At 69.5% G+C, this 10819-nt stretch carries 13 protein-coding genes; 7 read left to right on the top strand and 6 right to left on the bottom strand.

Features of this window, described 5'->3' with window-relative positions; genetic code table 11:
• The first annotated feature begins 22 nt into the window (after nucleotides 1-22).
• The gene (locus ASD34_RS21105; RefSeq protein ID WP_056581411.1) at nucleotides 23-1498 is read left to right on the top strand and encodes an efflux transporter outer membrane subunit; all 1476 of its coding nucleotides are present in this window, start codon (nucleotides 23-25) and stop codon (nucleotides 1496-1498) included.
• 16 nt (nucleotides 1499-1514) lie between these two features.
• Here ASD34_RS21105 and ASD34_RS21100 read toward each other — a convergent pair whose 3' ends face one another.
• Nucleotides 1515-1784: a hypothetical protein gene (locus ASD34_RS21100; protein WP_235510150.1), complete on the bottom strand. Its 270-nt coding sequence runs from the start codon at nucleotides 1782-1784 to the stop codon at nucleotides 1515-1517.
• Between the two features lie 59 nt (nucleotides 1785-1843).
• Between ASD34_RS21100 and ASD34_RS21095 the strand changes: the two genes are divergently transcribed.
• The 4 genes from ASD34_RS21095 to ASD34_RS21080 are packed head-to-tail and all read left to right on the top strand — an operon-like array spanning nucleotide 1844 to nucleotide 5707.
• Nucleotides 1844-3310, top strand: a complete 1467-nt coding sequence (locus tag ASD34_RS21095) for a cobyric acid synthase (protein ID WP_056581408.1) — start codon at nucleotides 1844-1846, stop codon at nucleotides 3308-3310.
• Nucleotides 3307-4350, top strand: a complete 1044-nt coding sequence (cobT, locus tag ASD34_RS21090) for a nicotinate-nucleotide--dimethylbenzimidazole phosphoribosyltransferase (protein ID WP_056581406.1) — start codon at nucleotides 3307-3309, stop codon at nucleotides 4348-4350. The genes ASD34_RS21095 and cobT overlap by 4 nt, the downstream gene beginning before the upstream one ends.
• Nucleotides 4347-5141: an adenosylcobinamide-GDP ribazoletransferase gene (locus tag ASD34_RS21085; RefSeq protein WP_056581403.1), complete on the top strand. Its 795-nt coding sequence runs from the start codon at nucleotides 4347-4349 to the stop codon at nucleotides 5139-5141. The genes cobT and ASD34_RS21085 overlap by 4 nt, the downstream gene beginning before the upstream one ends.
• The gene (locus tag ASD34_RS21080; RefSeq protein ID WP_056581399.1) at nucleotides 5138-5707 is read left to right on the top strand and encodes a histidine phosphatase family protein; all 570 of its coding nucleotides are present in this window, start codon (nucleotides 5138-5140) and stop codon (nucleotides 5705-5707) included. Before ASD34_RS21085 ends, ASD34_RS21080 begins: the two co-directional genes overlap by 4 nt.
• Nucleotides 5708-5717: 10 nt before the next feature.
• On the opposite strand, the gene ASD34_RS21075 is transcribed toward ASD34_RS21080, so the two are convergent.
• The 4 genes from ASD34_RS21075 to ASD34_RS21060 are packed head-to-tail and all read right to left on the bottom strand — an operon-like array spanning nucleotide 5718 to nucleotide 8832.
• The gene (locus ASD34_RS21075; protein WP_056581396.1) at nucleotides 5718-6572 is read right to left on the bottom strand and encodes an Ivy family c-type lysozyme inhibitor; all 855 of its coding nucleotides are present in this window, start codon (nucleotides 6570-6572) and stop codon (nucleotides 5718-5720) included.
• 21 nt (nucleotides 6573-6593) lie between these two features.
• On the bottom strand, nucleotides 6594-7241 hold the full coding sequence (nth, locus tag ASD34_RS21070) for an endonuclease III (RefSeq protein WP_056581393.1): 648 nt from the start codon (nucleotides 7239-7241) through the stop codon (nucleotides 6594-6596).
• Nucleotides 7238-8575, bottom strand: coding sequence for a type II toxin-antitoxin system HipA family toxin (locus tag ASD34_RS21065; protein WP_056581390.1), 1338 nt, complete (start codon nucleotides 8573-8575; stop codon nucleotides 7238-7240). Before ASD34_RS21065 ends, nth begins: the two co-directional genes overlap by 4 nt.
• Nucleotides 8569-8832 (bottom strand): helix-turn-helix domain-containing protein, encoded by a 264-nt coding sequence (locus tag ASD34_RS21060; RefSeq protein WP_056581387.1) that lies wholly within the window; start codon nucleotides 8830-8832, stop codon nucleotides 8569-8571. Before ASD34_RS21060 ends, ASD34_RS21065 begins: the two co-directional genes overlap by 7 nt.
• Nucleotides 8833-8960: 128 nt before the next feature.
• Here ASD34_RS21060 and ASD34_RS21055 point away from each other — a divergent pair, with 128 nt between their 5' ends.
• Nucleotides 8961-10148, top strand: a complete 1188-nt coding sequence (locus ASD34_RS21055) for a PLP-dependent aminotransferase family protein (RefSeq protein ID WP_056581386.1) — start codon at nucleotides 8961-8963, stop codon at nucleotides 10146-10148.
• A gap of 4 nt (nucleotides 10149-10152) precedes the next feature.
• Here the strand turns inward: ASD34_RS21055 and ASD34_RS21050 are convergent, their stop codons facing one another.
• On the bottom strand, nucleotides 10153-10380 hold the full coding sequence (locus tag ASD34_RS21050) for a hypothetical protein (protein ID WP_056581383.1): 228 nt from the start codon (nucleotides 10378-10380) through the stop codon (nucleotides 10153-10155).
• Nucleotides 10381-10491: 111 nt separating this feature from the next.
• Between ASD34_RS21050 and ASD34_RS21045 the strand changes: the two genes are divergently transcribed.
• Nucleotides 10492-10818 carry a DUF6172 family protein gene (locus ASD34_RS21045; RefSeq protein WP_056581379.1) on the top strand — a complete coding sequence of 109 codons (327 nt, stop codon included), beginning with the start codon at nucleotides 10492-10494 and terminating at the stop codon, nucleotides 10816-10818.
• Nucleotide 10819: the final 1 nt, after the last annotated feature.

Raw genomic sequence — 10819 nt, 5'->3', positions numbered from 1 at the left:
ACAAGAAGAAAGAAGGTTTTCCATGACATTCGGAATCCCCACCCTGATGCGCCCGCTGCGCACCGCCATGCTGCCGCTGGTGGCGGCCCTCGTGCTGGCCGGTTGCGCCAGCGTGCCCTCGGGCATGCCTTCGGTGCCGACTGCGGCCCAGTTCAAGGAACAGCCGCAGCAGCAGCCGGGTGCCACGGCCCCGGCCGGCTTCACCCGCGCCACGCCCGCCGAAGCGCAACCGCGCGGCGAGTGGTGGCTGGCGTTCAACGACCCGGTGCTCAACACGCTGATCGAGCGCGCCGCCGTCGACAACGCCAACATCCAGGCCGCTGCCGCACGGCTGGCCGAGGCGCGTGCGCTGGCCCGCAGCGCGCAGGCCGACCGCCTGCCGCAGATCGGCCTGGGCGCCGGCGCCAACCGCGGCGCGGGCCTGGACAAGGCCACGGCCAGCACCCGGCCGGGCACCATGACCAACATCGGCGCCACGTTCTCGTACGAGGTCGACCTGTTCGGCCGCCTCTCGGGCGCGGCCGATGCGGCCAAGCTCGACGCGGCCGGCCGCGAGGCGCTGCTGCAGAGCACACGCCTTGCGGTGCAGGCCGAAGTGGCGCAGACCTACCTGCAGCTGCGCGCGCTCGATGCCGAGCGCGTGCTGGTGCGCGAATCGGTGGCCGCCTACCGCGACACGCTGCGCCTGACGCAGCGTCGCCAGCAGGCCGGCGACATCGCCGAGCTCGACGTGGCGCGCGTGCAGACCGAGGTGTCGTCCACCGAATCGGACGCGCTCGCGCTCGACCGCCAGCGTGCCCAGGTGGAACACGCGCTGGCCGTGCTGGTGGGCGATTCGGCCTCCAGCTTCGGCATGAGGCCCGACGACTGGGCGACCGCCTTGCCGGTCATTCCGCCGGGTGTGCCGTCCACGGTGCTCACGCGCCGGCCCGACGTGTCGGCCGCACAGAGCGCCGTCATGGCGGCGCAGGCCCGCGTGGGCGTGGCGCAGACCGCGTGGTTCCCGAACATCTCGCTGACCGGCGCGGCCGGCTACGCCTCGCCCGAGATCGGCGACCTCTTCAAGTGGTCGGCCCGTTCGTGGGGCGTGGGTGCGCTGTTGTCGCTGCCGATCTTCGACGGCGGCCGCCGCGAGGCCGGCGTGCAGGGCGCCAATGCCCAGCTCGACGGCGCGCTGGCCAGCTACCGATCGCAGGTGCTGGTGGCGTTCCAGGAGGTCGAAGACCAGTTGGCCGCCCTCCGCATCCTGCAGGAGCAGTCGGTGGTGCAGGCGCAGGCCGTGACCTCGGCGCAGCGCGCCACCAGCCTGTCGGACACGCGCTATCGCAACGGCTACGTGAGCCAGCTCGACCTGCTCGACACGCGCCGCAGCGAACTGCGCAACCGGCGCCAGGCGCTGCAGGTGAAGTCGGCGCAGTACCAGGCGACCGTGGGGCTGATCCGCGCCATCGGCGGCGGCTGGGACGTGCCGGCGGAGGAAAAGGTGGCGACCCGCTGATCGGCGCCTTCCGGGCTCAGGCGCTGTCGCTGGGGCCCGGATGCCTCGCCGTCGCGGCCACCTGCTTCAGCGCGGCCGCGCCCAGCGCGAGCGCGCTCGAATAGCTGGGCTGCGGGCGCGCAGCCACCCGCATCGGCTGGTAGCCGAGCGTGTCGGCGGTGCTGCCGGTGTCGTGGACGGCTTCGAGCAGGAGCCAGTAGAACCGGCCGGGCTCGCGCTCCTCGACCGTCAGCGCCAGATCGTTGAGGGCGGACATGGTTTCGGGTGCGACCCCGAGGGGCCACATCCTTGTTACGTCTGAGTCGGCCCTCCGGATTCAGTTCGGCACTCAACGACAATCCCCGGATGAGTTCTAGAGCGACAAGCGGACCGGCGCGCTGCGTCATGGTCCTGGGCACCACGAGCGGCGCCGGCAAGAGCTGGCTGGCCACTGCGCTGTGCCGCTGGTATGCCCGCCAGGGGCTGCGGGTGGCGCCGTTCAAGGCGCAGAACATGAGCAACAACGCCCGCGTGGTCGAGGGCGGCGAGATCGGCAGCGCCCAGTACTTCCAGGCCCTGGCCGCCCACGCCGTGCCCGACGTGCGCATGAACCCGCTGCTGCTCAAGCCCGAGCGCGACACCCACAGCCAGGTCGTGTTGATGGGGCAGGTGAGCGAGTCGCTCTCCACGCTGCCGTGGCGCGGGCGCAGCGAACGCGTCTGGCCGCAGATCGCGCAGGCCTTCGACGAACTGCGCGCCGAGAACGACGTCGTCGTGATCGAAGGCGCCGGTTCGCCGGCCGAGATCAACCTCATGGCCAGCGACATCGTCAACATGCGCGTCGCGCGCCATGCGCAGGCGCGCTGCCTGCTGGCAACCGACATCGATCGCGGCGGCGCCTTCGCCCACCTGTACGGCACCTGGGCGCTGCTGCCCAAGGCCGACCGGGCGCTCATCCATGGCTTCGTGCTCAACAAGTTCCGGGGCGACGCCTCGCTGCTCGCGCCCGCGCCGCAGCAGCTGCAGGCGCTGACCGGCGTGCCCACGGTGGCCACGCTGCCGATGTGGTGGCAGCACGGCCTGCCCGAGGAAGACGGCGTGTTCGACGACCGCAGCCGCGCCAGCGGCGTGGTCACGCGCACCGTGGCGGTGGTCGCGTACCCGCGCCTGAGCAACCTCGACGAGTTCCAGGCGCTGAAGAACGTGCCCGGTGTGCGCCTGGTCTGGGCCCGCACGCCGGCCGACGTGGCCGGCGCCGACTGGATCGTGCTGCCAGGTTCCAAGCACACGAGCGGCGACCTGGCCTGGCTGCGCGCGCAGGGGCTGGACCGCGCGGTGGCCGAGCATGCCGGGCGCGGCGGCGCGGTGCTGGGCGTGTGCGGGGGGCTGCAGATGCTGGGCGAGGCGCTGGTCGATCCGCACGGCATCGACGGCAATGCGCCCGGACTCGGACTGCTGCCGCTCGTGACTGTGTTCGAGCGCGAGAAGACCGTGCGTCACCGCGAGGCGACGTTCTCGGCTGACCTTGTCGCCGGCCCCTGGGCCGCGCTGTCGGGCGTGCGCATCGCCGGCTATGAAATCCATCACGGCCAGACGGCGGCCCACCCGCAACTGGCCCACGATGGCCACGCCGTGATGCCCGAGGGCCTGGCCTGGCAGAACACGCGCGGCAACGTGCTGGGCCTGTACCTGCACGGCCTGTTCGAAGACCCGGCCGCGCTGCAGGCGCTGTTCGGCACCACAGCGCCCACGCTGGACGCCACCTTCGACGGCCTGGCCGACTTCATTGACACCCACTTCGACGCCGGCGTGCTTGCCGGCCTGATCGCATGACCGACACCGACCTGATTCCCGCCGTTCCAGACGTCGCCGACGCCGCGCTCGCGGCGCGCCTGCAGGCTGCGCTCGACAACAAGACCAAGCCCGTCGGCGCGCTGGGCCGCCTCGAAGCGCTGGCGCTGCGCATCGGCACCATCCTGGGCACCGAGCAGCCCGTGCTCGATGCGCCGCAGATGCTGGTGTGCGCAGGCGACCATGGGCTGGCGGCGCGCGGCGTGTCGGCCTATCCGAGCGATGTGACCTGGCAGATGGTCGAGAACTTCCTGGCCGGCGGCGCGGCCGTCAGCGTGCTGGCGCGCCAGCATGGCCTGGCGCTCACCGTGGTCGACTGCGGCGTGCGGCGCGACTTCCAGCCGCGCCCCGGCCTGGTGTCGCGGCGCATCGCCGCCGGCACGGCCGACGCCTCGGCCGGCCCCGCCATGACGCCCGAACAGTGCGCCCAGGCCATCGCCAACGGCCGCGAGGTGGTGCGCGCGCTGCCGGGCAACGCGCTGCTGCTCGGCGAAATGGGCATCGGCAACAGCTCGTCCGCCGCGCTGTTGCTGTCGCGCCTGGCCGGGCTGGACATCGGCCTGTGCACCGGTGCCGGCACCGGGCTCGATGCGGAAGGCCTCGCACGCAAGCGCGAGGTGCTGCGCGAGGTGCTCGCCATGCACGCCGGCGCGAATGCGGCGCTTGAGGCGCTGGCCGCGTTCGGCGGTTTCGAGGTGGCGACGCTGGTCGGCGCGGTGCTGCAGGCGGCGCAGGAGCGGCGTGTGATCGTGGTGGATGGCTTCATCGCCAGCGCCGCCGTGCTGGTCGCCCAGGCGATCCGGCCGAATGTGACGCAGCGCTGCGTGGCGGCGCACAGCTCGGCCGAGCTGGGGCATGCGCTGCTGCTGAAGCAACTCGGGCTCGAGCCCTTGCTGAACCTCGACCTGCGCCTGGGCGAAGGCTCGGGCGGCGCGCTGGCGTGGCCGTTGCTCGAATCCGCCTGCCGCATCCTGCGCGAGATGGCGAGCTTCGAATCGGCAGGCGTGTCGCGCCAGCAATGAACGGCGTGCGCCACTTCCTGCTGGCCGTCCAGTTCTTCACCCGCGTGCCGGTGACGGGAAAACTCGCCGACTGGGTCGGCTTCAGCCCGCAGATGCTGCGCGCCGCCGCGGCGCACCTGCCGGCCATCGGATGGATCGCGGGTGGGTTGGCGGCGGTTGTGTTCGTCGGCGTGGGCGCTGGCCTGCCGGGCGCTGCCGGGGCTTTTGCCGCAGCTGTGCTGAGCACCATCGCCACCGTGATGCTCACGGGCGCTTTCCACGAAGACGGCCTGGCCGACGTGGCGGACGGCCTCGGCGGTTCGGCCAGCCGCGAGCGGGCGCTGGAGATCATGAAGGACTCGCGCATCGGCGCCTTTGGCGCGGTCGCGCTGGTGCTGGCGCTGGGCCTGAAGTTCGGCTTGCTCGCTGCGCTGGCCGCGCGCGGGCTCGACGTGGCCGCCGTGTCCATCGTCGGCGCGCATGTGCTGTCGCGGCTGGCGCCGCTGTTCCTGATCCGCTGGCTGCCCTACGTGGGCGACAGCAGCGGCAGCAAGGCCAAGCCGCTCGCCGACGCGATCAGCGGCGGTGCACTGCTCGTCGCCGTGCTCTGGGCCGCGCCCGCCGTGGCGCTTCTGCTGTGCGCGCACGACGCGGTGCACGTGGGCGCGGCACTCGCGGCGCTGGTGCTCGCGGGCGGCTGGATGGCGCGGCTGTTCGTGCGTCGGCTGCAAGGCTTCACGGGCGACGGGCTCGGCGCCACGCAGCAGGTGTGCGAACTGGCGATCTATCTCGCGCTGGCGTGGAAGGCATGAGCACCGCGACGGCTCGGCTCTGGCTGCAGCGCCACGCGCCCGTGATCGCGCCGGCGGGCCTGTGCTACGGCGCGACCGACCTCGACGCGCATGCCAACGACACGCAGGCCGCGGCCGCGCGCATCGCCGCGGTGCTGCCGGCCGGCATCGGGCTGTGGAGTTCTCCGTTGCGGCGCTGCGCCATGCTGGCCGACGCCATCGCCGCGCTGCGGCCCGATCTGTCGGTGCGCCGCGATGTGCGGCTGGCGGAGATGAATTTCGGCGCCTGGGAAGGTCACCTGTGGTCGGCTGTGGCGCGCGAAGAATTCGACGCGTGGACCACCCGTTTCGCCGATGCACCCGCTGGCGGGGACGGCGAGAGCGTGCGGGGCTTCATGCTGCGCGTGGCCGCCGCGCACGCCGACTGGCTGGCGACCCGCGCCGACGCGCTGTGGGTCACGCATGCCGGCGTGCTGCGCGCGGTGCAGCTGCTGTCGCAGGGTGTGTCGTGCCCCGAACGGGCCGATCAATGGCCCAACGACGCGGCGGCTTTCGGCGACTGGCGCGTGGTCGCGGCGCCGGCCTGAGGGGACCTCGTCAGTTCTTGGTGCGCCACTGCTCGCGCCACAGCCGGTCGAGTTGCCCCGCGAACTGCGGCGAAGGTCCGCCCACAAGACGGTTCTGTCCGTTGCGCTGCACCAGGCCGTAGAGCCGGCCCGAGCCCTGGTCGTAGAGCGCGATCGCGTTGTGGTCGTGGCAATCGTGCGGCTTGCAGAAGGCATGCAGCAGGTAGCGCGTGCCGTCCACCGTGACCCATTGCGGCTCGGGCGCCGGACCTTCGCGGCGCACGAGCCACGGTTCGGTCTCACGCGCGCCGAGCGCGGCGCGCCAGGCCTTGTCCATCGCGGGGCCGCGCGCCAGTGCAGCGGGGCTGCCCGTGGCCGGCGCTGGCGGCTTGTTCATTGCCGCGGCGTCGGCGGGCGGCGTTGCGGCGCGCGCCGAGCCATCGCAGCGCCAGTAGCGCTGTTTCATCAGTTCCGGACCCAGCTGGCCGATGACGGGTTTGTCGGCCTTCAGCGTGATCGACTGGCCGCGCGCATCGCGAAAGACCAGGAAATTCATCATCGCGTGGTCGCCCTTGCCGACACGGCTCATCAGCGCCACATCGAAGTTCGGCGGCGGCGCCTGGTTGCCGAAGAAGCTGTGCGCCGTGTCCGGCTCGCGGCCGACGACGCGGCGCTTGCCGCGCTCGGCGATCAGCATGTCTTCGCGCACCTGCAGCGTTGGTGCCGCTGCGTCCGCGCAGTTGGACGACCAGCGTCCGCCATAGAGCGCCATCGTCTCCGGCGGCAGCACGCCGTCGCGCGACCAGGCCGTGCCCGCAGTGCACAGCGCCGCGAGCAGGAGGAGGGCGGCGGGCGGTGCTGTCTTGAAAATCGTTGTCGTCGTCATGTGCGATGTGGTGTGTGCCGCTCAGGCGGTCTTGGGGGCCGGCGTCTTGGGCTTGAAGGCGCAGAAGGTCGCGACCGCGCATTCCCAGCAGCGCGGCTTGCGCGCTACGCAGACATAGCGTCCGTGCAGGATCAGCCAGTGGTGCGCGTGCAGGCGATATTCGGGTGGGATGCGTTTTTCGAGCTTGAGTTCCACGTCCAGCGGCGTCTTGCCGGGCGCAAGTCCGGTGCGGTTGCCGATGCGAAAGATGTGCGTGTCGACGGCGATGGTCTCTTCGCCGAACGCCACGTTGAGCACCACGTTCGCCGTCTTGCGCCCCACGCCCGGCAGCGCCTCGAGCTCGGCGCGCGTGCGCGGCACCTCGCCGCCATGCAGCTCGACCAGCATCCGGCAGGCCTCGATCAGGTGCTTGGCCTTGCTGCGGTACAGCCCGATCGTCTTGATGTACGACTCCAGCCCTTCGACGCCCAGATCGAGGATCGCCTGCGGCGTGTTCGCCACCGGATAGAGCCGGCGCGTCGCCTTGTTCACCCCCACGTCGGTGGCCTGCGCCGACAGCAGCACCGCGGCCAGCAGCTCGAAGGGCGTGGTGTATTCAAGCTCCGTGCGCGGCTCGGGGTTGGCGGCCTGCAGGGTCGCGAAGAAAAGGGGAATGTCGGATTTTTTCATGGGGCTGGGGATGCGGCGGCAAGGCGTCTGGCATTGGCTTTCATGCCGTCGAAGATGGCGCTCGACACCTGCTCGGGGAAATGGGGTGGCAGTTGTGCTTCGACACGGGCAATGACCCCGGGCACCGCGTCGATGATGTCCGCGCGCAGGGCCTGCGCGTTGCCCAGGCCCGCGAGTTTGGCGACGACATCCCAGTGGCGCGGCTGGATATCGGCCAGCTTCCAGTGTGCGTTGCGCCCCCGGATCGCCATGGCCAGCTTGGCCTTGTGCCAGCTGATGTGATTCGGGCCGGCACCGATGACCGGCCATGCGGACAGCACGTCGTACAGCGGAGCGAGGCGATAGCCGCCGCCGCGCTCCAGAAAGATCGAGAAGTTCTTCGCATGGCCGTCGGTGGCGGCGAGCAGCCAGAAGAGCATCTGCGCCTTCACGAAGTGGACCTTGTCGGCGGCCGCCTGTGTACTGCCGTCGAGCACGCGCAGGATCTCGCGCATGCCGGGGCCGCCGTCCGCTTCGTATTTGAGCGTGCCCGGCACGCCGAGGGCTTGGCAGAAGTCTTCCTGCGGCAGCCGTGCAATCCATTCGTGCGGCGTGCTTGCGCGTTGCATGGCGCGATCGAAGCGCTGCACGACGAGGACCTTGCGCGCACCAAACACCTCGATGCCGCAATGTGCGACGGGCAGGCCGAAGGCTTCGGCGATGCGCGAGCAGAGCCATTCGTTCTCGACCGACGAATGCATGTCGGCGCGCATGTTCCCCACCAGTCCCAGCGGCAGCTTGAGGATGTGGGTGGTCGGCGTGGCGCCCATGGGCCGATACCAGCGGTCGCCTTGTTGCAGTAACGCGGTCTTTTCCTGTGCGCCGGCAATGGAAATACGGAACTCCTCGTCGTCTCGCTGGCCCAGCACATGGCCCGACGACAGCGATGCGTCGATGGCGCGTTCAACGCCGGCATCGTCGAGTGGCTCGGCTTCGATGCGATCGAAGCCAACGGGTGATTCGTCCGTCGGCATCAATTGCACCGCGCCCACGCAGTCGCGCCCGATAGCGCCGAGCAGGTCGAAGGCGCCGATGCTGCGCGTGGCGAACTTCAGCCGCAGGCGCTCGCGAATGGCGTCGTTGTCGGGAAGCAGGTTGTCGAAGTAGTTGCGCACCACGTCGCCGCGATGTATCGAGTTGCCCGGCATGAACGGCAACGAGAGCGAGATGCGGCGCGCGGCGGGCGAGGCCACCCACGATTCGGCGTACTGGAACCGATGCTCGCCATCGCGCACCTCCCAGTTGCCTACTTTCTGGCCATTGGTCCAGACGGCCAGCGTGTGCGTGGCTACCACTGCGCTTCTCCAGCGGCCGGCGTGGCAGGCGGCGATGCCGGCACTTCCTCGAGCACGAAACGGTAGCCCATGGCAGCGGCCAGCCTGGCCATCTGGTCAAAGCTGGTGACACCAGGCTCAGCCTCGATGCGTGCGATCCGCTTCTGGCTGACACCCAGGCGCGTGCCGAGTTCTGTCTGCGTCAGGTGGCTTGATTGCCGCAAGGCTTTGAGCAGGGTGCGCAGCTGTTGCGGCGTTTCGATCGGGTAGGTTGTCATGATTACCACCTTTGAGAGGTATTTTTAGAATACTACATATGGATAGTAAATTCAACAAACTACCTGTGGGTCGTAAAGTACCGCGCCCCTTCCCGACAGACAATGACGCCCAGAAAGTGAGACTGACCATGCAATTCGCCTCCCGCCTCGACAACGTCGAAACCTCCGCCATCCGCGAACTCTTCAAGCTGCTGGGCAAGCCCGGCATCATCAGCTTCGCGGGCGGCTTTCCCGACAGCGCCATGTTCGACGTCGAGGGCCTGAAGGAGGCGAGCCACAAAGCGCTCACCGAAGAGGCCGGCGGGGCCCTGCAGTACGGCGCCACCGAAGGCTACGAGCCGCTGCGCAACCAGCTCAGTGCCTTCATGAAGACCAAGGGCGTCGACGTGGACCCCAGCGGCCTGATCGTCACCACCGGCAGCCAGCAGGCGCTCGACCTGTTGGGCAAGACCATGATCTCGCCCGGCGACAAGGTGATCGTCGAAGGTCCGACCTTCCTGGCCACGATCCAGTGCTTCCGCCTGTACGGCGCGCAGCTCATCAGCGCGCCCATCGACGCCAACGGCGTGAAGACCGACGAGCTCGAAAAACTCATCGCCGAGCACAAGCCCAAGTTCGTCTACCTGATTCCCACCTTTGGCAACCCCAGCGGCGCGATGCTGACGCTGGAACGCCGCAAGAAGGTGCTCGAGCTGGCCGTGAAGTACCAGACGCTGATCGTCGAGGACGACCCGTATGGCGACCTGTACTTCGGCGAAGCGCCGCCGCCGTCCATCATGTCGCTGAGCAAGGACGTGCCCGGCAGCCGCGAACTGCTCGCGCACTGCGGCAGTCTGAGCAAGGTGCTGAGCCCCGGCCTGCGCATCGGCTGGATGATCGCTCCGCCCGAGCTGCTGGCCAAGGCGACGATGTGCAAGCAGTTCAGCGACGCCCACACCAGCACCTTCGCGCAGGCCACGGCCGCGCAGTACCTCAAGAGCGGCCGCATGCCCGGCACGCTGGCGCATGTGCGCGAGGTCTACGGCCAGCGTGCGCAAGCGATGGGCGCCGCGCTGACACGCGAGCTGGGCGATGCGGTGAGCTTCACGCAGCCCAACGGCGGTCTGTTCTTCTGGGCGCGTCTCACGGGCGCCAACGGCAAGCTGGCGGATGCCAACGAGCTGGCCAAGCGTGCGATCGAGAAGCTGGTGGCCTTCGTGCCCGGCGCGCCGTTCTTCGCAGAGAAGCCCGATGTGGCGACCTTGCGCCTGAGCTTCGCCACGGCCGACATCGCGAAGATCGAAGAAGGCGTGAAACGCCTCGGCCAGGCCCTGTAAATCGTCAGGGGGACCGGTGCAGGCGGGGCGCTGCGAGCAGGTCCAGGTTCTCTGAAATGGCCGCATCCACGTTCGGATAGCGGCCTTTCATTTTGGAGAGCGTCATGATGGTCTGCAGTGCCTTCAGGTCCTTGACCGACGGCGCGACCTTGATCTGTGCAATGGCCGCCGGGGCGTTGCCGCCGTTCACCAATGCCATCACCTTGCTTGCCCAGTCGTTTGCGCGTGCCATGCTTTCACCTGTAATCCGTTGAATGCGCCGACTGTACACAGCGGCCAGACCCGCGAAGGGCCTGCCATCGCCGCCGGGCCGCCCCGGGGCGGGGCCGGGTTACCATCGACCATGAGAAAAACCTTCCAGCTTCAGGTCGAGGGCAAGCACCCCGACCGTCACCTCGAAGCCGTCAAGCACGAGATCCGCAAGTACATCAAGCGCGAGCGCCGCCGCGACCTGCCCGAAGGCGCCGACTTCTGGGACTTCGACTGCAAGTTCGGCACCGCCCAGGAATCCGCCGAAACCATCCACCTCACGGCCATCACCGGCCTCATCGACGGTGTGGTGAAAGAGGGCGGCACGCAGTTCTACGTCGAGATCCTGGCCAAGCCAGGCAAGCGCCAGCCGCGGCCTGCGGGCGCGCCCGAGCACGCCGGAAACGACGGCGAGGAATAAG

Origin of the sequence: Variovorax sp. Root473 (assembly GCF_001426505.1) — a bacterium.
Taxonomy (GTDB): domain Bacteria; phylum Pseudomonadota; class Gammaproteobacteria; order Burkholderiales; family Burkholderiaceae_C; genus Variovorax.
Note: the sequence above shows the minus strand (reverse complement) of the source record. Positions and strands in the feature narration are given on the sequence as shown.